The sequence below is a fragment of the Thalassospira sp. MBR-102 genome (genome assembly GCF_040549275.1).
GTDB classification, from domain to species: Bacteria; Pseudomonadota; Alphaproteobacteria; order Rhodospirillales; family Thalassospiraceae; genus Thalassospira; species Thalassospira xiamenensis.
The window spans coordinates 453,371-476,112 of record NZ_JBEPTC010000001.1 but is presented as its reverse complement, the minus strand read 5'-3'; the positions used below and the strand labels follow the sequence as shown (position 1 = coordinate 476,112).

At 56.6% G+C, this 22,742-nt stretch carries 21 protein-coding genes; 10 read left to right on the top strand and 11 right to left on the bottom strand.

Annotated elements, in window-relative coordinates; all coding sequences use genetic code 11:
- Window positions 1–92 precede the first annotated feature (92 nt).
- Both amrB and ABIE64_RS02370 read left to right on the top strand, forming a co-directional pair.
- Window positions 93–1,580, top strand: coding sequence for an AmmeMemoRadiSam system protein B (amrB, locus tag ABIE64_RS02375; RefSeq protein WP_354376524.1), 1,488 nt, complete (start codon window positions 93–95; stop codon window positions 1,578–1,580).
- On the top strand, window positions 1,577–1,957 hold the full coding sequence (locus tag ABIE64_RS02370) for a DUF2750 domain-containing protein (protein ID WP_354376523.1): 381 nt from the start codon (window positions 1,577–1,579) through the stop codon (window positions 1,955–1,957). The genes amrB and ABIE64_RS02370 overlap by 4 nt, the downstream gene beginning before the upstream one ends.
- On the opposite strand, the gene ABIE64_RS02365 is transcribed toward ABIE64_RS02370, so the two are convergent.
- A complete protein-coding gene (locus tag ABIE64_RS02365) occupies window positions 1,947–2,429 on the bottom strand; it encodes a GNAT family N-acetyltransferase (RefSeq protein WP_354376522.1) in 483 nt (160 codons plus the stop codon). The two genes, ABIE64_RS02370 and ABIE64_RS02365, sit on opposite strands and share 11 nt — an antisense overlap.
- An 82-nt stretch (window positions 2,430–2,511) precedes the next feature.
- Window positions 2,512–2,913: a rhodanese-like domain-containing protein gene (locus tag ABIE64_RS02360; RefSeq protein ID WP_007091450.1), complete on the bottom strand. Its 402-nt coding sequence runs from the start codon at window positions 2,911–2,913 to the stop codon at window positions 2,512–2,514.
- A gap of 134 nt (window positions 2,914–3,047) precedes the next feature.
- Between ABIE64_RS02360 and ftrA the strand changes: the two genes are divergently transcribed.
- From ftrA to ABIE64_RS02345, 3 genes are all read left to right on the top strand, one after another.
- On the top strand, window positions 3,048–4,043 hold the full coding sequence (gene ftrA, locus ABIE64_RS02355; protein ID WP_354376521.1) for a transcriptional regulator FtrA: 996 nt from the start codon (window positions 3,048–3,050) through the stop codon (window positions 4,041–4,043).
- 153 nt (window positions 4,044–4,196) lie between these two features.
- Complete coding sequence (gene cysQ, locus ABIE64_RS02350; RefSeq protein WP_354376520.1) at window positions 4,197–5,018, top strand: 3'(2'),5'-bisphosphate nucleotidase CysQ; 822 nt, start codon at window positions 4,197–4,199, stop codon at window positions 5,016–5,018.
- 229 nt (window positions 5,019–5,247) lie between these two features.
- Window positions 5,248–7,323 (top strand): methyl-accepting chemotaxis protein, encoded by a 2,076-nt coding sequence (locus ABIE64_RS02345; RefSeq protein WP_354376519.1) that lies wholly within the window; start codon window positions 5,248–5,250, stop codon window positions 7,321–7,323.
- Window positions 7,324–7,728: 405 nt separating this feature from the next.
- On the opposite strand, the gene ABIE64_RS02340 is transcribed toward ABIE64_RS02345, so the two are convergent.
- The gene (locus ABIE64_RS02340; protein WP_354376518.1) at window positions 7,729–8,931 is read right to left on the bottom strand and encodes an MFS transporter; all 1,203 of its coding nucleotides are present in this window, start codon (window positions 8,929–8,931) and stop codon (window positions 7,729–7,731) included.
- A 259-nt stretch (window positions 8,932–9,190) separates the two neighbouring features.
- Here ABIE64_RS02340 and ABIE64_RS02335 point away from each other — a divergent pair, with 259 nt between their 5' ends.
- Genes ABIE64_RS02335 through ABIE64_RS02325 form a run of 3 tightly spaced genes read left to right on the top strand, consistent with a single transcriptional unit; the run spans window position 9,191 to window position 12,426 of the window.
- On the top strand, window positions 9,191–10,186 hold the full coding sequence (locus ABIE64_RS02335) for an L-threonylcarbamoyladenylate synthase (RefSeq protein WP_354376517.1): 996 nt from the start codon (window positions 9,191–9,193) through the stop codon (window positions 10,184–10,186).
- A 35-nt stretch (window positions 10,187–10,221) separates the two neighbouring features.
- Complete coding sequence (locus ABIE64_RS02330) at window positions 10,222–11,637, top strand: FAD-binding oxidoreductase (RefSeq protein WP_354376516.1); 1,416 nt, start codon at window positions 10,222–10,224, stop codon at window positions 11,635–11,637.
- Window positions 11,638–11,676: 39 nt separating this feature from the next.
- Window positions 11,677–12,426: a DUF4336 domain-containing protein gene (locus ABIE64_RS02325; RefSeq protein WP_354376515.1), complete on the top strand. Its 750-nt coding sequence runs from the start codon at window positions 11,677–11,679 to the stop codon at window positions 12,424–12,426.
- Window positions 12,427–12,478: 52 nt separating this feature from the next.
- Here ABIE64_RS02325 and ABIE64_RS02320 read toward each other — a convergent pair whose 3' ends face one another.
- The 5 genes from ABIE64_RS02320 to ABIE64_RS02300 all read right to left on the bottom strand — a co-directional run bounded on the left by ABIE64_RS02320 (window position 12,479) and on the right by ABIE64_RS02300 (window position 16,296).
- Window positions 12,479–13,324, bottom strand: a complete 846-nt coding sequence (locus ABIE64_RS02320) for an HAD family acid phosphatase (RefSeq protein WP_354376514.1) — start codon at window positions 13,322–13,324, stop codon at window positions 12,479–12,481.
- 192 nt (window positions 13,325–13,516) lie between these two features.
- Entirely contained in the window at window positions 13,517–13,831 is a 315-nt protein-coding gene (locus ABIE64_RS02315; protein ID WP_354376513.1) for an acylphosphatase, read from the bottom strand.
- A gap of 23 nt (window positions 13,832–13,854) precedes the next feature.
- The gene (locus ABIE64_RS02310) at window positions 13,855–14,238 is read right to left on the bottom strand and encodes a DUF1244 domain-containing protein (RefSeq protein ID WP_496320741.1); all 384 of its coding nucleotides are present in this window, start codon (window positions 14,236–14,238) and stop codon (window positions 13,855–13,857) included.
- Window positions 14,231–14,977 carry an HAD family hydrolase gene (locus ABIE64_RS02305; RefSeq protein WP_037988849.1) on the bottom strand — a complete coding sequence of 249 codons (747 nt, stop codon included), beginning with the start codon at window positions 14,975–14,977 and terminating at the stop codon, window positions 14,231–14,233. Before ABIE64_RS02305 ends, ABIE64_RS02310 begins: the two co-directional genes overlap by 8 nt.
- 242 nt (window positions 14,978–15,219) lie before the next feature.
- The gene (locus tag ABIE64_RS02300) at window positions 15,220–16,296 is read right to left on the bottom strand and encodes an alcohol dehydrogenase family protein (protein ID WP_354376512.1); all 1,077 of its coding nucleotides are present in this window, start codon (window positions 16,294–16,296) and stop codon (window positions 15,220–15,222) included.
- Between the two features lie 66 nt (window positions 16,297–16,362).
- Here ABIE64_RS02300 and ABIE64_RS02295 point away from each other — a divergent pair, with 66 nt between their 5' ends.
- Window positions 16,363–16,890, top strand: coding sequence for a TetR/AcrR family transcriptional regulator (locus ABIE64_RS02295; RefSeq protein WP_037988855.1), 528 nt, complete (start codon window positions 16,363–16,365; stop codon window positions 16,888–16,890).
- A gap of 77 nt (window positions 16,891–16,967) precedes the next feature.
- Here the strand turns inward: ABIE64_RS02295 and accC are convergent, their stop codons facing one another.
- Both accC and ABIE64_RS02285 read right to left on the bottom strand, forming a co-directional pair.
- Window positions 16,968–18,968, bottom strand: coding sequence for an acetyl-CoA carboxylase biotin carboxylase subunit (gene accC / locus ABIE64_RS02290; RefSeq protein WP_354376511.1), 2,001 nt, complete (start codon window positions 18,966–18,968; stop codon window positions 16,968–16,970).
- 29 nt (window positions 18,969–18,997) lie between these two features.
- Entirely contained in the window at window positions 18,998–20,530 is a 1,533-nt protein-coding gene (locus tag ABIE64_RS02285) for an acyl-CoA carboxylase subunit beta (protein WP_007091463.1), read from the bottom strand.
- 307 nt (window positions 20,531–20,837) lie between these two features.
- Between ABIE64_RS02285 and ABIE64_RS02280 the strand changes: the two genes are divergently transcribed.
- Entirely contained in the window at window positions 20,838–21,815 is a 978-nt protein-coding gene (locus ABIE64_RS02280) for an ABC transporter transmembrane domain-containing protein (RefSeq protein ID WP_354376510.1), read from the top strand.
- Window positions 21,816–21,831: 16 nt separating this feature from the next.
- Here the strand turns inward: ABIE64_RS02280 and ABIE64_RS02275 are convergent, their stop codons facing one another.
- Window positions 21,832–22,551 (bottom strand): ATP12 family chaperone protein, encoded by a 720-nt coding sequence (locus ABIE64_RS02275; protein ID WP_354376509.1) that lies wholly within the window; start codon window positions 22,549–22,551, stop codon window positions 21,832–21,834.
- Window positions 22,552–22,742: the final 191 nt, after the last annotated feature.

The window sequence follows — 22,742 nt, the reverse complement described above, 5'->3', positions numbered from 1 at the left end:
ACCCTGACCGGGTTCACGATTGTTAGCTTGTCCTTTCAAAGTGTAGTCCTGATCGCTATCTTTTTCAAAGGAAGCCCATCATTGGAAGCGTCATGACGATTATCCGCCCGCCCGCCATTGCCGGAACGTTTTATCCCGCTGCACCCGATATGTTGCGCAGCGAGATTGACGGGTTGATCCATGCCGCGGTCGAGAGCCAGACGGAGAATGATAGGCCAATCCCCAAGGCGATCATTGTGCCCCATGCCGGGCTGATGTTTTCGGGCGCGATTGCCGGATTGGGTTTTGCCACCGTTCGGGCGTTAAAGGGTACGGTCAAACGGATCGTGATCATTGGCCCGGCGCATCGCATGGCATTTCAGGGGATTGCGATTGCCAAGGCGGACGGGTTTGCCACACCGCTTGGCGATGTGCCCTGCGACCTTGCCGGGTTGCAGGCGGCCCTTGCATGGCCGCAGGTACAGGTTCTGGACGAGGCGCACCGGCTTGAACACGGGCTTGAGATCGAATTGCCGTTTATCCAGCGATTGTTTGGCGAAGATGCCGATATCGGCATTGTGCCGCTGCTGGTCAGCCGGTGTTCTGCACGGCAGGTGCATGAGGTGATCGAGGCCCTTTGGGGCGGGCCGGAAACCCTGATCGTGATTTCATCGGACCTGTCGCATTTTCATGATTACGATACCGCCAGGCGCATCGACGACAATACGCGCGCAATGATCGAACGGTTTGACGCCGAAAGCATCACAAGCGGGGATGCGTGTGGCGCGTTGCCGGTTGCGGGCATGTTGATGTCGGCCCGCAAGCGCGGCATGCGGATCAGGACGCTTGGCATGTGTAATTCCGGCGATGTGACGGGCGATAAATCGCGCGTTGTCGGCTATGGCGCGTGGGCGATTTATGCAGGATCAAAAGACATGCGCGAGGATGAAAAGACGAGCAAATCATCAGGCGGCTTTGTCGGCATGACCGAAAAGCTTCTGATCGATCACGGGGCGACGATGATCGATCTTGCGCGGCAATCGATCTGGCACGGGATCACGCCTGGCGGGCCGCTTCGCATTGATCCGGCATCGGTTTCGCCCGAACTTCTGCAACCGGGTGCGTGCTTTGTAACGTTAAAGAAATCTGGCCAGCTTCGCGGCTGCATCGGATCGGTGATGGCGCATCGCGATCTGGCGACGGATCTGTGTGAAAATGCGTTTAAGGCCGGGTTTGGCGACCCGCGCTTTCCGGCCCTTCGCCAAGATGAACTGAATGACGATCTGGAATTATCGATCTCGGTCCTCTCCCCACCGCGTGATTTTCCGTTTGAAAGCGAGGCCGATCTGATCGCGAAACTGACGCCCCATGAGGATGGCATTATCCTGTCGGATGGCAATCATCGTGGCTTGTTCCTGCCTCAAGTCTGGGAACAGTTGCCCGATCCGGCGGATTTCATGGCACAATTGAAACGCAAGGCCGGGCTTTCGACGGATCACTGGTCGGATCGCATGCGCGCACAACGGTTTGTGACGCGCGGCATATCGGGCAAGGACATCTCGCCCAGGGATTTCTGGCAGCAACCGACCCCGATGTCATGAGCATTACAGGATCAGACAGCATCAATGCCCGTGATGCGCGCTATCGTTACTTCATTGAAAGCGTGATCGCGTGGGAAGGGGTTTGGGGGCTTTATGACAAGGGCTGGCTGTTGTGCCCCGGCAATGATGGCACCCGATATTGCCCGTTTTTCGCTAGCCATGACCATGCGGCTGCGTGGAACGAGATAGCGCAAACCGGCTATGTCCCGACCGCGATCACCCTGGTTGAACTGACCGAAAAGCTGCTGCCCGATCTTGCCCGGAACAGGATTGAACCCGGTATTTCACCGACCGGCGATGATGGCCCGATCCTGCCGGGGCATTTGGCATTGCATGATGATTTGATGGCCGCGTTAAAGAAATCGATCACCGGCTAGGGATGTGAGACAGCGTTTTCGCAAAGCGCAGCTTTGGCAGGGCCCGTGCCCCATTGCGTTCATAAAACCGGGCAGCATCGATATTCCAGTCGGGCGTTTGCCATTCCATCCAGCCAAGGTTTTGCAGCCGTGCGAGATTTTCAAACGCGGCCAGCATCCGCGCGCCAAGTCCGGCCCCACGGCTTTGCGGCGCAAGGTAAAGACAATCCAGATGCAGGAAGCAGGCGGCCTTCCATGTTGAAAATTCGATACTGGCCGCACCATAGCCGACCAGTTCCCCACCCCTGCCCGCCACCATCACGCTCAGGCGGGCATCCGCGCCAAACAGATATCGGGGCAGGTTTTCGGCCAGATGGGCGCGATTGACCTTCTGGCGTTCAAAATCCGCGTGATCGGCAATCAGGTCAATCAGACGGGGCAGATCATCAGGGACTGCGGTGCGGATTTCATATGGCACTGGTGATGACGTCATTGGTGCGATCCGGTGGCAAAGAATAGGATTGGCCGACAGGTAGCGATCCTGTCGGCCAGTATTAGCGATGGTTACCGTCAGATCAGGCAACCGGTTCCGTCAGGTTGAACCCCTCGTCGATCCATCCGGTCACACCGCCAATCATCAGTTTGACCGGCAGGCCAAGGGCGGCCAGCCGACAGGCGGCCTTGTTGGCACCATTGCAATGCGGACCGGCACAATAAACCACAAAAGTTTTACCGGCGGGATATTCGGCCATGCGGCGTTCGGTCATCTTGCCGTGCGGGATGTTGATCGCGCCTTCAATATGGCCGCCGTGATACAGCGCGGGGGACCGGACATCGACAAGAATGAAATCATCGGCCCCGGATTGCAGGCTTGCATGCGTGTCCCAGCAATCGGTTTCAAATTGCAGCATCGCATCAAAATGGGCGCGTGCAATATGCGACGGTGCGGGGTTGATTTCATTGATCAGGCTTTTCATTCGGGTGGCTCCGTTTTCAATCATCATGGGTGATGGGATGATCGTAACGATTGCCATTTTTTGCGATAGTGGCCAAAATGCCATTATTCGGTAATTTTTCGCCAAACCGCATTTTAACGGAATCAAATCCGGTCATGCCCGATCATCGTGCCGCAGATATCAAACCAACCGACGCCCTGCATCATGTTGTGGTGCTGGCCTATGACGGGCTTTGCACATTTGAATTTGGCATCGCCCTGGAGGCATTTGCCCTGCCCCGGCCGGAATTTGATTTTCCGTGGTATCGCTGTTCGATTGCGGGAATTGACCCGGAAATCCGGGCGATGGGCGGATTTCGGGTGGCGACCGATGCCGGGACCGAATTGATTGATCATGCGGACACCGTGATCATCCCCGGCTGGCGCGGGGCGGATGTGATGCCCGATGTGGCACTTTGTGATGCGTTAAGGCGTGCTCATGCCCGCGGATGCCGGTTGGTAAGCATCTGTTCGGGCGTGTTTGTTCTGGCGGCAAGCGGGTTGCTGGCAAACGGGCGGGCGACGACGCATTGGCGATATACCGACCGGCTGCACGCGATGTATCCCGATATCGAGATTGTCGATGATGTTCTATATGTCGAAAACAGCCAGATCATCACATCGGCGGGCAGCAGTGCGGGGATTGATGCCTGTTTGCATGTGATCCGGTCCGATCATGGCGCGCAGGTTGCCAATGTGGTCGCACGGCGGTTGGTGATGCCGCCCCATCGTGATGGGGGACAGGCGCAATATGTCGAAGCACCTGTACAGGAACGACCGGGCAAATCGATTGCAGCCGCTCTGGACTGGGCACGCGGCAAACTGGCCGAACCGATTGAAATCGGCGAAATGGCCAACTTTTCGGGACTAAGCGAAAGAACGTTTTTACGGCGTTTCCGCGAAGGCACCGGCATGGCGCCGCTTAAATGGCTGCGGCGTGAACGGGTATTGCGGGCGATGAAATTGCTTGAAGAAACCAGTTTGCCGCTGGGTGACATTGCCGAGCAATGCGGGTTCCAGTCGATGGAAACATTTCGCATCGCGTTTCGCGATATCGCCCACGTGCCCCCGGCCCGCTATCGCAACCGGTTTCGGATCGGTCAACCGGCGTGACCGGGCATAGGGCCTGATGAGAGGCGATGGCGATGATGAACGTGAACAGGAAAGTGAACGTGATCTCGCCATAATGGAACGGTCTTACTGGACGTGATGGGCAAAATTCCCTATGCCCTTTGCACGCAAAAAGATTAACCAGACGAGATTGCCATGACGATTGCCCTTCCGGCCGATGCCAGTGCCCTTGAAAACGGGTTGATTGAAATTGCGCGCCGTGCCGGTGCCGCCATGATGAAAATCTATGACACCGATTTCGAAGTCCGGTCGAAGGATGATGCATCCCCGGTGACCGAGGCCGACGACGCCGCCGAGGCGGTGATCCTGCCCGGTCTTCGCGCCCTGACCCCGAATGTCAAAATCGTGTCCGAGGAAAGTGCGGCTGCGGGTGACATTCCCGATGTAAACGGGGATACCGATTTCTTCTGGCTGGTGGATCCGCTGGACGGGACCAAGGAATTCATCAAACGCAACGGCGAATTCACCGTCAATATCGCCCTGATTGCCAAGGGCGTCCCGGTTCTGGGCGTGGTTTATGCCCCGGCAATTGAAAAGCTTTATTACGGCGGGCCGGATGGGGCGAAGCTGATTGAAGGCAATGGCGATATTGATGACACAACCCGCGCCATCACGGTGCGCGACATGCCCGAAGACGGGGTAGTCGTCGTCGGTTCACGTTCGCATGGCGATCCCGAGGCGATGAAGGCGTTTCTGGGCGACCTCGCGGTCAAGGAACTGCGCCCGGCGGGAAGTTCGCTTAAACTCTGCCTGCTGGCCGAGGGGGTGGCCGACCTTTATCCCCGCCTTGGCCCGACCATGGAATGGGATATCGGGGCGGGCCATGCGGTTCTGGCGGCGGCGGGTGGCTTGGTCGAGAATATGGACGGCACCCGGTTTGCCTATGGCAAGGCCGATTTCCGCAATCCGTTCTTCATCGCACGCAGCCCATCCGTACCGGTGAAATACCAAGGTTAAGCTTCGTTACTTTCCGCATTGCAGGATCAAGGCACGATTTACGCATCCCGCAAGGCGTGATCGCATGATTGATCACGTCTGCAGATCACACGCAAATCTTCGCTGAAGGAAAAAAGCGCGCTATTTCAGTTCTCTGGTTGAAATTCAATTCTGCGGCACAAACTGTATAACACCGAAAAATCGCTATACGTTTGGGTTGAGATATTTTCCCCTTTGGGAGAGAGAATTGATGTTCCGGAATTCAATTTCGCGCCTGATCATTTCCTTGCAGAGCCTTTTGCTTATTGGCTTTGTAAGTGTTACGGGCGTTCTGGCCTTTATCAGTTGGCATGACTCGGACAATGCATCGGAAATCCTGAATGCAACCCGTGCAGACCAGCTTTTGTTTTCCGCAGTCCTTGGCGTCCGACAGCAGATTTCCGGCACCCAAACCGCGTTGATGTCGCAAGACGACCCGACCGGGGCCTTTGCCAGAACGCGCGCGATTGCCGACCAGAGTTTTGACACCGCAATGGCGGCCCTTGAAGATGTCGAGGTCGACGGGGTTGATAAATATATTTCCGACCTTCAGGCAGCATGGGCGGAACAGAACCGCCTTGAAGAAAATATTGATGCACTGGCAAAGCGGCCCAAAGACCAGCGCAGCGTCCCCGAAGTCAAGGAATGGTCAGATTCCGTCCGCAACGTCGTTGACACCATTCTGGGTGTGTCGCTTGCGGTTGGAAATGATGTTCGGCTGCTTGACCCGTTTGTCGGCGAAATGATCCAGGTTCGCCGGGCGGCATGGATGGTACGCGACAAGTTCGGCAGCCAATGTTCGCTTTTGCGTCCGAATGTCTCGAAAAACGAGCCGTTAAGCCCCGAATCCTTCGCGCGTTGGAACCAGCTTAAGGGCGGTTATCAGCTTATGTGGGACGAGATTGATTCCGTCATGGCCCGCCCGGGCATTCCACAGCGTCTTTTAAGTGAAGTAAAAGCAGCTGAAAGCGCGACGGCATCAGCACAGACGCAGCTCGATGCCCTTTATACCGGTTTGAATGGTGGCACGGCACCAGCCATGCCACCGACCGAATATACAGCCCTTTGCAATGGGCCGTTTGACCAGATTGTTGAAATCGGTCACACCGCCATGAAAGAGGCCGTGTTAAGTGCGGAAAGCAAAAAAGCATCGGCAAATATCGGGCTTGTGACCGTCAGCATCGGGCTTGTCATCGCCCTTGGGCTTTCGGCGATTGCGATTGCATCCGTGCTACGGCGTTTTTCAACCCCGATTGGCCATCTGATGGTCGATGTCGAACGCCTGTCACAGGCTGATTATAAAACCAAGGTCACGGAAACCGGTACCCCTGACGAGCTGGGCCGTCTGGCGGAGGCCCTTGAAGAGTTGCGCAAAAATGCGTTGCAGACCGAAGAACTGCGACAGGCACAGCAAAGAGCCCAGCAGGAGCAAATCGAGAAAGGCAAGAAACTGGCCGAGGCGGTCAGTGCATTCGAACAGGGATCAGCAAGGATCGTGCAGGCCGTTCGCCATGCCTCGGGGGATATGCAGGGAAATGCCGAACAATTGTCCACCATTGCCGAAAACACCGATCAGCGCACCCAGGTTGTTGCCAAGGCATCGGGCGAGGCATCGGGCAATGTGCAGACCGTTGCCGCCGCGTCCGAAGAACTGAGCGCCTCGATCATTGAAGTCAATCAGCAGATCAATGGATCATCACGCATGGCCAATGACGCGGTTGACGAAGTTGAACAAACCAATCAATCGTTCTCGGACCTTAAGGAAGCGGCCGAAAAGATTGGCGAGGTTGTCGAGCTCATTCAGAATATCGCATCGCAAACCAACCTTCTGGCGTTGAATGCGACGATTGAGGCGGCAAGAGCCGGCGACGCGGGCAAGGGTTTTGCCGTGGTCGCTAACGAGGTCAAAACCCTTGCCACCCAGACGCACAAGGCAACCGAGGAAATTTCGGGCCAGATTGGCGGCATGCAAACCGCCGTTGGGCTTTGCATTGAAGCGATTACCGGGATCGGCACCAAAATCCACACCATCAACGAGGCGATTTCGGCGATTGCCGCAGCCACCGAAGAACAATCTTCGGCAACGCAGGAAATTGCCCGAAATGTCCAGCATGCCGCGACCGGCACATCAGAGGTTTCAGATAACATTGCGTCTGTGACCGAGATGGCCCGCGACACGCGGCAAATGTCTGCCGAGGTCCTGAAAGCATCGTCAGAGCTTTCAAGTCAGGCGGATGCCCTTGGACGGGAGGTTGAAGAATTCCTGTCCCGGGTCAGGGGCATCTGATCGATCCGATGTCTCCAAGCAACGTCAGATAGAAAAATCGGGCAGCGGCCTTATGCACGCTGCCCGATTTTTTGGTGACGAAAGCAGCTATGCTCCTTCGAAAATCATTTCGCGAACGCAGCATCAAAACGAATAGCAAAGCCCGATCAGCAGTTTGCCATTGATGCGGCGCAACAGGCATCTGCCGCTTCTTTTATGGCTTTTATTGAAAGAACTGAATCCCGCAGTTTCGTTGACTTTGAGCGTATTTTTTGCTATATGATCCTTATCGCCACACAACGTGTTGGTGACGTAAATAGCCGCCGGAATCACGGCGACGCGGTCCGGGTCACTGCTGCAGGGCGACCGCCGGGCTAGAGCGTAAATGGAGCCGCCATCCTGATGGCGGCTCTGCGCTGTCTGGGGCTATTGCCCCGGTGCAGGTGTGGTCCGGCGCATCATCAAAAGCAGCACCGAAATCCCCGCCGCCAGCAAGACCAGAACCGGCAGGGCCCAGTTTCCGATCGTCACCAGAAGCGACGTCCCCGCCGACGGGCCGACAATCGCACCCAGCGTATAGCTTTGCGAGACAACCACCAGAACGCCGACCTGATATCCCTGCCCCGCTCCTCCTCCTCCTGCGCCTTGTCCTTTCCCCCGGCCGCTGGCCGCGATCAGGACGGCGGCGGTATAAAGCCCGGCCACCGCAACACCGAGCGCAAACAGGATGATCGCCGCCATGATGCCATATCCGGCAAGCGCCATGGGGACAGCGCCAACCAGAAGCAGACCAAAGCACAGCCACGCCAGTTTGATCGGACCGCTTTTATCCGAAACATAACCGACAAGCGGCTGGCAGATCGTGCCGCCAAACACAAAGACCGCCGCCAGCCACAAACCGGCTTCGGCAAGGCCGGTGTCACGTTGCGATTGCAACGGCAGGACCGATAAAAAGCAGATTTCAACAAACCCTGCGACAAAGGCAATCAGCACCAGATCCCAATGATCAATCCAGCGCCGCAATGCTGCCCCCGCGCCCCTTTGGGTTGATGCCATTTCAAGGCGCGGCATGGCAACAGCACAGAAAAGCGGGATGATCGCCGCGACAAAGGCAATGCCAGACATGGCGAATGCATCCGTTCCAAACCAGCCAATCAGGACCGGGCCCAGAACAATGCCAAGCCCCATCAGGGTTTCATGAAAACCAACCACCCGGCCCAGTTTATCACGCGGGGCCAGTTGCACGATCAGCCCGTCACACACCACCCACCGCAAAATCAGCCCCACCCCGGCAAACAGGGTTGCGGGCAGGACAAGCGCCGATTGCGGCGCATACATCACCACGACAATCAGGGTGAAAAACGACAGGCCACTGACGACAAGCGGGATAACGGGATGGGTTTTGCGCAAAATCGCCGCGACAAAGAACCCGCCGATCAGATCGGCAATCCAGTAAAGCGACAGCATCATGCCGCCATGCCGTTCCCCTAATCCGGCATTGGTCAGTGCCAGCGGCAAAAGCGTATCGATCACGCCGATCTGGATGATCTGCGAAACAAAGGACGCCAGATTAATCAGGGCCAGCGGAATGGCAATTTTCGGCGGAATGGATGGCATGTGCAAAGGCATGAAAGGCCCTCCTTGCGATGGATTACACCGTTTTGAGGACCTGAGCGGGTGTTTGCAGCAGGCCGGATATCAGGGATGCAGGCTTTGACACGCACCACGTGCGAACCGGGATCAATCATCGGGTTCTTCCTGCGACCGACACCCTAAACCGGGATGATCATTCGATCAATGCAAACAGCGATAAAGTCGGTTCCAGCTTGTCATTAAGCCCTATCGTCGCTAGGTATTTCATAGAGCTATATTTTTTATGGAATGCTTGATGTCCCCGGCTTTGACGATCCGCCCCTATTCCGAAGGTGCCCTGACGCAGGCCGCGGCCAAGTTGCGCGCGGGCGAGCTTGTCGCCTTTCCGACCGAAACGGTTTACGGGCTGGGTGCGGATGCCACCAATGACGATGCGGTTGCGGGCATTTTTGCCGCCAAACAACGGCCAAGCTTCAACCCGCTGATCAGCCATTTCCCTGATCGCGATGCCGCCGCCAAACATGCGATTTTCGATGCGCGTGCCGATAAGCTTGCCGATGCGTTCTGGCCCGGTGCCCTGACCCTTGTTTTGCCCAAACGCGATGACAGCACGGTTTCGCACCTGACCACCGCCGGATTGCCAAGCATCGCGGTGCGTGTCCCCGCACATGACATGGCACGCGCATTATTACGTGCGGTCGGTCGCCCGATTGCCGCCCCCTCGGCCAACCGATCCGGGCGGATCAGCCCGACCACCGCGGCCCATGTGGCAGCATCCCTTGGCAATGCGATTGGCATGATTCTGGATGGCGGGCCGTGCGGGGTTGGGCTTGAAAGCACGGTGATTGACCTGACCACCGACCGCGTCGTGATGCTGCGCCCCGGCGGGATTACCCGCGATCAGGTGGCAGAGGTTCTGGGCACCGACGTTGTCATGGCCGAAACCGATGACAACGCGCCCAAAAGCCCCGGCATGATGACCAGCCATTATGCCCCGGGATTGCCGGTGCGGCTGAATGCGACTTCACCGGATCAGAAGAAATACGGCCATGAAATCTTGCTGGCATTCGGGGATTGCGTGACCAAGGGGTTTGACAAGGTCCTGTGGCTTTCGAAAACCGGCGATGACCGCGAGGCCGCCGCCAACCTGTTTGCCAAACTGCACGAAGCCGATCAGAAGCGGTTTGACGGGATCGCGATTGCGCCGATCCCCGATACCGGTCTTGGGCTTGCGATCAATGACCGGATGAAACGCGCCAGCGCCCCCCGCGCCCTTCATCCGACCCCGTAATTCTTCCAACCTCAGCCGAGCGGAAAACAGCCCCCATGCACATCCTGCCCGCCAGCGCGATCAAGGAACTTCAGGATGCCCTTGGCCCGAAAGGCTGGAGCATGGAGGCCGATATTCTGGCCACGCATAATGCCGAGGCACGTGGCAAGTTTGCCGGCGACGCGGGCATGGTGCTTTATCCCGCCAATACCGACGAGGTCGCCAAATGTGTCGCGATCTGTGCAACCCATGGCATTGCGATTGTGCCCCAGGGCGGCAATACCGGGCGATGCGGCGGGGCAGTTGCCAATGCGGCAGAGGTCATTTTAAACCTTCGCCGGATGAACCGGATCATTGATATCGATGCGCGCGATTTTACCGCTACCGTCGAAGCCGGTGCGATCCTGCAAACCCTTCAGGAAGCTGCCCTTGATCGTGATCTGATCTTCCCGCTTAGCCTTGGCGCAGAGGGAACCTGCCAGATTGGCGGCAACCTTGCGACCAATGCCGGCGGGTTGAACGTCATCCGGTATGGCAATACGCGCGATCTGGTGCTGGGGCTTGAGGTTGTTCTGCCCGATGGCAGCGTGTGGAACGGGCTTTCGAAATTGCGCAAGGATAATACCGGCTATGACCTGCGCGATCTGTTTATCGGGGCCGAAGGGACGCTTGGCATTATCACCAAGGCGAGTTTGAAACTGTTTCCAAAGCCCCGCCATGTCGCGACCGCGTGGGTTGCCGTCCCCGGCCCCGATGCGGCACTTGACCTTCTGGCGCTTGCGCGGCGCGAAAGCGGTGATGCAATTGCCGCGTTCGAACTGATCTGCGGCTTTGCACATGATATGACGGTGGCACACCTGCCGGGGCTATCCGCCCCGCTTGCCGCCCCTTCGGACTGGTATGTGATGATCGAACTGACCTCGTCACGGCCCAAGGATGACCTGAACGAGGTCCTAAGCGACCTTCTCGAAAGCGCCCTTGAGGCAGGCCTTGCCAGCGATGCGGCATTGGCGCAGTCCGAAGCCCAGCGCGCCAATCTTTGGGCGATCCGCGAAGGCATCCCCGAGGCACAGGGGTTTGAAGGCGGCAGTATCAAACATGATGTGTCGGTCCCGGTTTCCAGGGTGCCGGAGTTGCTTATACGTGGCATGGCAGCCGCCGGGGATCTGATCCCGGGCATTCGTCCCTGCCCGTTTGGCCATGTCGGCGATGGCAATATCCATTTCAACTTCACCCAGCCGGTCGAGATGGAAAAACAGGCATTTCTCGATTGCTGGGAAACGCTTAACCGTCTGATCCATGACATTGTCGCCGATCTTGGCGGCTCCATCAGCGCCGAACATGGCATTGGCAAGCTGAAGCTTGATGAACTCGCCCGCTATGCCAGCCCGGAAAAGATGAAGCTTTTGCGCGCGATCAAAGACGCGATTGATCCAGATGGTATGCTCAATCCCGGCAAGGTCGTGAAATAAACCACATCATGGGCGACCCCAAACCCATAAAGGTCTGCAATGTTTTCGATTGATACCTATGATCCGCTGAATGTTCCCAAGGCCGTTGGGGATGATATCTGGATCATTGATGGTCCGGTGATCGGGTTTCAGTATCTGGGCATGAAATTGCCGTTTCCGACCCGGATGACGATCATCCGGCTGGCGTCAGAGAAGCTGTTTGTCCATTCACCGATCCGTTTGACGCCGGAGCTCAAGGCACGTGTTGATGCACTGGGCGAAGTTGCCTGTCTGATTGCACCCAACACCATCCATTATGCCGGGGTGCCGGAATGGCAGGCGGCCTATCCGACGGCGCAAAGTTTCTGTGCGCCCGGTGTGATCAAACGGGCGAAGTCGGTCGGCATGACGGTATCGTTTGATGCCGAACTTGCCGATACTGCCGAACCGGAATGGGCGGATGAAATCAAACAGGTGATGGTGCGCGGCGGCTATTTGTGCGAGGCCGTGTTTTATCACCCGAAATCAAACAGCCTGATCCTGACCGACCTGATCGAGAATTTCGAGGCGCACAAGATCAAAAGCCCGATCTGGCGGTGGCTGGTGCGGATGTTTGGCTCGATGGACCCGGATGGATGTGCGCCGCGTGATATGCGCATGACCTTTGCCGGGCATAAGGAAAGTCTGCGTAAGGCGGTAAATCAGATGATCGACTGGGCACCGGAACGGGTGATTATGTCGCATGGCCGCTGGTATGATCACAACGGCACCTCCGAGCTTAAACGCGCATTCCGCTGGGTCATGAAATAAGGGGCGCGCCGATCATGGCACGCCCCCTTTCTACCGTCAGATGCGAAAGAAATTATTCTTTCGGGCCCGACCAGCTATTGAGCGCGTCAAGCTTGTCCTGACGGCGGGCTTCGGGGGATTTTTTCCAGTCATTGCCAAATGCCGCGGATTCCCATGACCCATAGGTCGGGTTTGGCAGCATGAACCAGCGTTCCCCCCAATAGGTCGCGTATTTGTCCATGACTTCAAGGCGTTCATCGATGGTGCCATCGACATCATCGGTGAAATCGCCGAAGTTATCGCCAAACATCATGATGACGCGGAAATCAGCAGCCACCGCTTCGCGGCGGGTGGCCTTGGCCGAACCCCATTCTTCCTTTTCACCGCGCACCATCACATGATCCGCATCAGCATAAGGGAAGCCATATTCCTGAAGGTTTTTGATGGTTGCGGCTTCTTCGGCGGCCTTGCGGTTGGTGACATAGAAGACTTCAACGCCCTTGTCGGCGGCCGCCTTGGTCAGTTCCAGCGCGCCCGGCGTCGGGGTTGAAATCGCATCTTCGACAAACGCCGCCCAGGTTTTGGAGCTGTAAGACGTATTGGCCGTCACAACCCATGACTGATAGGCCGAGTTATCCAGAACGGTTTCATCAACATCAAGGATGATCGCGGGTGGCTTGGCCGAATAATTGCCATCCTGTTCAAGGGCCGCGGTCCAGTCATGATCGCCAATCGCCGCATCGAGAAGACGCTGTGCGCCTGCATAAACCGAAAGGGCCGTGGTTTTGTATTCGACCGAGGTCTGATACCAAAGCGATGCGTTCAGACCGTCATTCTGTGCCGGTTCCTGGGCCTGCGCACCAAAGGCCGAACCCGCCAGAAGAACAGCAACGCCAAATGATTTCGTCGTCAATTTCATGTTTTATTCTCCCTGTTTGGTTCCCGATCCGGCCGGGGTGCCCCCAATGAGTTGAACAGCGATCTGACCAGCCGGACAGGATCGCAAGAGCATGCCACCGCACCGCACCAAAGAAAAAGCCTTTTTCTGCATCGGGGCGGAAAAAGGCTTTGGACGCGATTGGATAAAGGCGCCAATCCGGCGGCCCGGCAATCAGGCCGTCGGGCGTTTTTCAAAAGTGGTGAAACCGTCTTCAAGGCCGGGTTCTTCATGCACGCGGGTGACATTCGCATGGGTCGGGCCGTCATGGCAGGCCGCGATCATGGATTGCACCCCGGCCACCGGGCCGCAAAACAGCGCCTCGACCGTGCCATCCGTGCGGTTGCGCACCCAGCCGGTCAGGTCGCGCTTACGCGCTTCCTCGACCGTCCAGGCACGATACCATACGCCCTGCACCCGGCCTTCGATCCGGGCAAGGACGGAAATGTTTCCGGTGCCGGTTTGCGGGTCAGGTTCGGTGGTGGTCATGGCAACATCCTTTGATGTGATGTTTACTTCGCGCCGGGGATATTGGCGTGCAGATGGGCGGTGTCCTGAAACTTCTGTTTCTGTTCGGCTGTTGCCGGGGCCTGATGATTGTCTTTCCATTCATCATAGGTCATGCCATAGACCACCTCGCGCGCGCCGTCATAATCCATGGCCACATCGCGTTCACGCGCCGCCGCCAAATACCATTTAGCAAGGCAGTTGCGGCAGAAACCCGCAAGGTTCATCAGATCGATATTCTGCACATCCTTGCGGTCCTGAAGATGCTGCACAAGGCCGCGAAAGGCAGCGGCTTCAAGTTCCAGCTTGATTTGCGGATCAAGGTTTGCCGCCGGGCCATTGGCAAGGGATGCTTCGGTCGACATTTCCGAACCGGCGCAATCAGACATTTTCCATACTCCCGACCTTGCCATAGGCTGGCAGGTCCTGTTCAAGTTTTTCGATATTTTCCGGGACCTCGGCGATGCTTTCGACCGTCACGAAATGATCATTGTCGATTTCGGTCTGATCGACCATTTCGTGAACCCAGGTGATTTCATAGGGAATGTGGATCGCCGACCCGCCACACGCAAGCACCGGCAGGATATCGGACTTCAACGAATTGCCGATCATCACGGCTTCGGATGGCTCCACACCATAGCGGCCAAAAATATTGCGATAGGTCAGCGGATCTTTTTCCGAAACGATCTCGACACCGGCAAACAGGCTTTCGAGGCCGGAACGCTCGATCTTGAGCTGCTGGGCGATCAAATCGCCCTTGGTGATCAGGACGATCTTGCGATCAGACTGTTTGACATAATGGCGCAGCACCTCTTCGGCCCCGTCAATCAGACGGGTCGGCGCACGCAGCATGGATTTGCCGATTTCGGCCAGTTCATGAATGTCGGCAGCACTTATTTTCTTGTCGGAAAGCTCAATCGCAGTTTCGATCATCGACAGGGTAAAGCCGGTGATGCCGTATCCATAAATCGAAAGGTTGGACAGTTCCGCCTGATAGAGGCGATCATTGACCGTATCAGCATCGACATAGTGGGAAAGCATTTCGCGCAGGCGGATATGGGCGTCACGAAACAGCGGTTCGTTATGCCACAGCGTATCGTCGCCATCAAAAGCAATCAGTTTATACATACTCACGCCTCGTTTCTTGTTCTTGGATGGCCTTGCAGAAAGCACCCGGCCTCAATCCGCGACCATAAGTCAGCCGGAAATCCCCGTAAAGCCCCGTTTCCTGTATTTAATATGCGCAATAACTGTTCGAAAGGGGTTGCAAACCCGTCCAATCGAACAGGTATGGAACAAAAACGCCGGGGGAATGTTCCCCCGGCGCATTTCCCGGTTCTTTTCCGGGCCATCTCCCGGCGGACCCGGCCCTAGCTGACAAGGATACCGATCTTGCCGATATGCGATTTCGCAACGAATGCTTCCTGTGCCTTGGCGAGATCGCGAAGGTCGTAAACTTCCGCGACCAGCGGACGAATTTCACCCTTTTCGATATATTTCACCAGATCGGTGAAAACGCGATCTTCCTGATGGGTGCAGCCATAAAGTGTTAAATCCCTAAGATAAAGCGTGCGCAGATCAAGTTCGACAATCGGCCCGGCGATTGCCCCAGCCGTGGCATATCGACCACCCGAAACAAGGGTTTCAAGCAGTTCGGGCCAGCGCGGCCCGCCGACCAGATCGATCACGACATCAAAGCGGTTGCGCGGCAATTCATCTGCACGGTCAAGAACCTCATCCGCGCCAAGATCACGCAGGGCCTTGGCCTTTGACGCGCTTGACACCGCAACGACATAGGCCCCGCGCCGCTTGGCAAGCTGAATGGCCGCCGAACCGACACCGCCCGATGCCCCGGTTACAAGGACGCGTTCCGCCCCAAGACCGACCCGCTGGATAATCCCCTCGGCGGTTGAAAACGCGCATGGGAAGGATGCAAGATCGGTGTCCGACAGGTCCGAATTGATGGCAATCGCGTTTTTATCCGCGACCACGGCATATTGCGCAAAAGCCCCGTTCGTCTCGCTGCCGAATGTTTCGACCCGGTGTGTTCCGTCCTCGTTGGGAACGGATTGCAGGGCGCGGACCAGAACACGCTGCCCAAGGCGCGCGGGATCAACACCCTGCCCGACCGCGACAATCGTGCCGCAACAATCCGCCCCCTGAATATGGGGAAAGACCAAAGTACCGCCCGACCAGGTGGCATCGGCAAGGGCATCCTCGCCAAAACCGGCATCGCTGCCCTCGCTTGTGGCGCCGCGAACGGCCTTTGAATACCAGGCGATGCGCGTATTGATATCGGTATTGTTGACCGACGATGCCCCGACTTTGATCAGAACCTGCCCGGCTTCGGGGGTTGGCGTTTCCAGGTCTTCGCGCCATTCGAGCTTATCAAGCCCGCCATGCCCGGTCAGAACAACGCCATGCATTTTTGTCGGGATATCGGTCATTGGTCACTCCATGTAGAACGATTACTCTACTTGCCAAGGTAAAGGGAACGTTCTACATTTGTCAACATGACGGATACAAAACTGAAAATCGCGGCCGGTCTTGAACGGGCCTTTGCCAAGGGCGGCTTTGCCGAACCCAGTGTTGATGACCTGCGCGAAGCCGCCGATGTCAGCCTGCGCACGCTCTATAAATACACACCATCGCGGGCCGACATGGTGCATCTGGCACTTGAACATCGCCATCAGCGTTACATTGATCTGCTGTTCACCAATTTGCCCGAGGCCCCCGACAAAGCCCTTTCGGCAATCATTGATCGTGTCGGTGTCTGGATGGAAACAGAGGCAAGCCACGGCTGCCTGTTCCACGCCGCCGTTGCCGCATCACCGGGCGATCAGATGCTGCGCGATTTGCTATCACGCCATAAGGTCGAGGTCGCAACCAAAGCCGCCATCGCCACAGGGCGACAGGGATACGAGATCGAGCTTAACCTGATCCTTGAAGGATTAACGCAAAGCTTCACCCTGCACGGGGCACAAGCCATTGCCGCAGCGAAACGGCTGGCGGGTGGGATACCGACGCACTCCAACCCATAGGATTTCTGCTCCCAAAGGAACAAGGCGCTGGCCCGAAGACTAGCACCTTTTATTGCACCTTCAAGGGATCAGGCGGCTTATTCGTCCTTCTCGAACTCGATGATAATTGCATCGACCGACAGGTTCGCGCCCTGCTCGGCGTGGATTTTCTTGACCACGCCTTTGCTTTCGGCCTTCAGCACGTTTTCCATTTTCATCGCTTCAAGGATGCAAAGTTCCTCGCCCGGCTGGACGGTCTGGCCTTCGGTCACCGATACCTTGACCAGCAAGCCCGGCATCGGGGACAGCAGGAAGTTTGACATATCGGGCGGTGCCTTGAACGGCATCAGTTTTTGCAATTCGGCGACACGGGGCAGCATCACCTTGAAGCTGCGCTGGATGCCGTTGGCCGACAGGCGATAGCCGACACCTTCGAGGTCGATCTGCACGCAGACCGGCGCGCCGTCAATGTCGCCAACAAACATCGCATCACCGATTTTCCAGTCGGATGACACGCCATAGCTGCGCTCCCCGATGGCGACGATATAGTCGTTGTTAACACCGTCAATTTCGATATCGAACGCGGTGTGATCATCGCCCGATACCGCGACCCAGCTTTCGGCAACCTGCAACGGATGATCGCTGACCTGTCCGGTCACGCGCGCATTGCGTTCGGCAACACGTTGATTGAGGTATCCTGCAACCACCACCAGCATCGCCGGATCATCATTGGGCAGATCATCGGCAGAAAAACCGTCGGGATATTCTTCGGCGATGAAATTGGTGGTGATATTGCCTGACTGGAAGCGTTTATTGGCCATAACGGCGGCAACAAACGGGATATTGTGCGAAATGCCGCGGATGTAATAGGCATCAAGGGCGGCCCGCATTTCCGCAATCGCATCATCGCGGGTTTCGCCATACGTCACCAGTTTTGCGACCATCGGGTCGTAATACATCGAAATCTCGCCGCCTTCGAACACGCCGGTATCGACACGCACGGATGCACTTTCAGCCGGCGGCTGATACCGCACCAGACGCCCGGTGGAAGGCAGGAATTCGCGGAACGGGTCCTCGGCATAAATGCGGGTTTCCATCGCCCAGCCGGTCAGCTTGACATCATCCTGCGCGAGCGTCAGTTTTTCGTCATTGGCGATGCGGATCATCCATTCCACAAGGTCCTCGCCAGTCACCAGTTCGGTCACCGGATGTTCGACCTGAAGCCTTGTGTTCATTTCAAGGAAGTAGAAGTTCTTGTCCTTGTCGACGATGAATTCCACCGTCCCGGCGGAGCAGTAATTCACCGCATGCGCCAGTGCGACGGCCTGTTCGCCCATCGCCTTGCGGGTTTCGGGATCAATAAAGGGTGACGGCGCTTCTTCGACGACCTTCTGATGGCGGCGCTGGATCGAACATTCGCGTTCGCCAAGGTAAATGCCATGCCCGTGTTTATCGCAAAGCACCTGAATTTCGATATGGCGCGGTTCTTCGACGAATTTTTCGATAAAGACACGATCATCACCAAACGAGCTTGCGGCTTCTGACGTGGCGCGCTCGAACCCTTCGCGGCATTCGGCATCGTTGCGCGCAATGCGCATGCCCTTGCCACCACCGCCAGCAGACGCCTTCAACATCACCGGGTAGCCGACATCATTGGCGATTTTGATCGCCTCGTCGGTGTCCTTGATCACGCCCATATAGCCCGGAACGGTTGAAACACCGGCCTCAGATGCGATTTTCTTGGACGTGATCTTATCGCCCATCGCGGCAATCGCGCCAACCGGCGGGCCGATAAAGGCGATTTTGGCGGCATCAAGCGCCTTGGCAAAGGCCTGATTTTCCGAAAGGAAGCCATAGCCGGGATGGACGGCCTCCGCCCCCGTGGATTTGCAGGCATCGATGATTTTATCAATCACCAGATAGGACTGGTTGGAGGGTGCCGGGCCGATATGCACGGCCTCGTCGGCCATCTGCACATGCAGGGCGTTTTTATCGGCGTCGGAATAAACCGCCACCGTGGCAATGCCCATTTTGCGGGCCGATTTGATCACGCGGCAGGCAATTTCACCGCGGTTGGCAATCAGGATTTTCTTGAACATATTGTTTGCTCCCAATTTGACGTCGCGGGTTAAAGCGGAATGTTGCCGTGTTTGCGGGCCGGGTTTTTGATGTCCTTGTTGCGCAGCATCGCAAGTGACTTGCACACGCGCCTGCGCGTGCCATGCGGCATGATGACATCGTCAATGAAACCCTTGCGCCCCGCGACAAACGGGTTGGCAAATTTTTCACGGTATTCTTCCGTGCGGGCCTCGATCTTTTCGGGATCGTTCATATCGGCCCGGAAAATGATTTCCACCGCGCCCTTTGGCCCCATCACCGCGATTTCGGCTGTCGGCCAGGCATAGTTGACATCACCGCGCAGATGCTTGGACGCCATCACGTCATAGGCCCCGCCATAAGCCTTGCGCGTGATGACGGTGACCTTCGGCACCGTCGCCTCGGCATAGGCATAAAGCAGTTTGGCACCGTGTTTGATGATGCCACCATATTCCTGTGCGGTGCCCGGCATGAAGCCCGGCACATCGACAAAGGTGACAATCGGAATGTTATAGGCATCGCAGAACCGCACAAACCGCGCGGCCTTTTTCGAACTGGCGATATCAAGACATCCCGCCAGAACCATCGGCTGATTGGCAACGATGCCAACCGTGCGGCCATCCATGCGCGCCATGCCGATGATGATGTTTTTGGCATGATCGGGCTGAATTTCATAAAAGTCTCCTTCATCGACGACCTTTGTGATCAGTTCCTTCATGTCATAGGGCATGTTGGGATTTTCCGGCACCAGCGTATCAAGCGAGAAATCATCGCGCATGATCGGGTCTTCGCACAGGCGTGCGGGCGGTTTTTCCTTATTGGATAGCGGCAGGAAATCCATGAAACGACGGGTCTGCAACAACAGATCAACATCGTTTTCAAACGCCAGATCGGCCACCCCGGAAATGCTGGTATGGGTCATCGCCCCGCCGAGTTCCTCGTGGGTGACTTCCTCGTGCGTGACGGTTTTGACCACATCGGGGCCGGTCACGAACATATAGGAACTGTCCTTGACCATGAAAATGAAGTCGGTCATGGCCGGGCTATAGACAGCCCCACCCGCACACGGCCCCATGATCAGGGAAATCTGCGGGATAACGCCGGATGCCTCGACATTGCGCTGGAACACATCGGCATAACCCGCAAGGCTTTCGACACCTTCCTGAATACGCGCCCCGCCGGAATCGTTAAGCCCGATCACGGGCGCGCCGACTTTCATCGCCTGATCCATGATCTTGCAGATCTTGCGCGCATGGGCACCCGAAAGCGCACCGCCAAATACGGTGAAATCCTGGGAAAAGACGAACACCAACCGACCATTGATCGTGCCATGCCCGGTGACCACGCCATCGCCGGGAATGCGGTTTTCGGGCATGCCGAAATCAACGCAATCATGTTCGACAAACATGTCCCATTCCTCGAACGAGCCTTCGTCAAGAAGAACATCAAGCCGTTCGCGCGCGGTCAATTTGCCCTTGGCATGCTGATTGTCGATGCGGCGCTGACCGCCGCCCATGGCCGCCTCTGCGCGTTTGACTTCGAGCTTGGCGATAATATCCTGCATATTGCGTGATCCTTACTTTGGGCCGCCCGGAATGCGTTCATGACGATGGTCATGCCGGTGATGCAATCTGAATGATGATTTGGAATAGCATTATTCGGTACTGGAATGCCAATTATTTTTCACAGTCTGGCACAAGATGAAAATAGCCTGTAAAGGCCTGATTTCCCTAACGTCATTGCGATATGTGAGGACGGGCTGGACTAAAGTCTAGAAGCAGGTCGACAAATACCAATATTCAGGACAAGCCGGGCACCAAACGGCTTCTGGCGCGTTAAGGCCTTATGATATCCATCAGAACGGTCCTTTCATGAAGCTGTTTCGCATCCGCCCGCACGAGCCGAAATCCACCGGCGATGATCGCCCTGCGCAATCCTTATGGCGTTATATCTGGCTTATGAGCGGCCGACACCAGATCGTTGTATGCCTGATTGCCATATCGGTGGCGGCCCTTGGCATCGTGCCGCTGGAACTGCAACGCCGCCTGGTCGACGATGCGATCAGCAAACAGGATATGTCGCTTCTGACCGTGCTGGCGGTGATCTATCTGGCGGTTGTTGTGGTTCATTCGGCGACCAAATTCATGCTTCGGATGTATGAAGGCTGGCTCAGTGAAAGTGCGATCCGCCACAACCGCCGCCATCTCAGCCGCCTTTATGCCGAAGACCGCACCGGCAATGGCGAAGGCGAAAATGGCCGGGCAGTTTCGATCATCGGATCGGAAATCGAAAAACTGGGCGGCTTTGTGGGCGATGGATTGTCGCAGCCGGTCGTGAATGCGGGGATGCTGATTTTCGGAATTGGCTATATGGTCAGTGTCGAGCCGATCATCGGACTGATCGGTATTCTGGCGCTGATCCCGCAAATCGCGCTGGTGCCGATCATTCAAAAACAGATCAACCGGCTGATTGAAAAGCGCGTGGAAAAAATGCGCGAAGTCAGCGACGAACTAAGCGAACTCCACCCCAGCCACGACGATGATCACAGAGAACTTCTGGACCCGATCCATCGCGGCATCAGTTACCTTTATAACAACCGCATGTGGTTTTTCATCCTCAAGTTCGGAATGAAAACCCTGATCAATCTGCTGAATGCGCTTGCCCCGCTTTCGGTGCTGATTGTGGGCGGCTATCTTGCGATCAAGGGTGAAACATCGGTCGGGATTATTGTCGCGTTCATTTCCGGCTTTGACCGGATGTCATCACCAATGCGCGAATTGCTGTCCTATTACCGGATGGCGGCACAGGCAGCCGTACAGCATCGCATGATCGCGAAATGGATGAATTGATCAGGGCAACGAATGTTTATCGCTGCCCGATCAGATCAAGATACCGCCCCGCCGCCAGCAATTCGGCCCGGTGGCGTTCGCGGCGCGCGACGGCTTCGGCGTCCGCCCCCCAATGTTCGATGGAATAGTTTTCATCAAGCTGGGAAACTTCAAACGCCTGTTCGGCGCTGATCCGGCCGCGCAAGGTCGCAAGCCCGATGATCACCGATCCCGACACCGTTGTCAGGGTGTGAAGGGCTGTCAGGTAGTAATCATCAAGCGCCTCGATCTCGTCCTGAATGCGCAGAAGGGCCTCATCTTCCTGCGAGATCGGCATGACGCCTTCGGTCACTTTAAGCGACACACCCAGTTCATGATGCGCCCAGTCAAGCAACGGCTGCCATGCTTCGGCCTGCTGGCGGACAAGGTCATCGGGGAAGGATGCGCGATAGCATAACAGGTCAGACCGGCCAAATCCGGTCAGTTCCGCAATCACGCCAAACCGGTGCGAGCGCACGCGGTCAATCGCGGTTGCGGCCAGTTGCATGATTGGCATCGTGGTCGGCAGAACCTTTTCACCCTGCGCATCCCATTCGGCCGCAATTTCATGCGCCAGCTGTTCCGCCGGCAACACGAATTCGGCCTTGGACGGCGATTTTACCGGCCTTCCGTCCAGATGGATACGCCAGCCCTGCGCATCTTCGTCGCGCACGGCTTCGGCTTTTTTGTAAAAACGTTTGATCGATTTTGTAAGCATGATGGCGATATGCCCAAATCCGTTTCCATGTGCAAGCGATTTGATTGGACCGCCATGTTCAAAGGCGATTATCAAGAATTTCTGTATAATTTTTGATCAATTTACCCCATTGACCATTTATTAAACAACCGTACTCTGCCCGTAACAGTCCCTTCATATCAGGAAAACCGGCAAAAAAGGGATTTGGCACA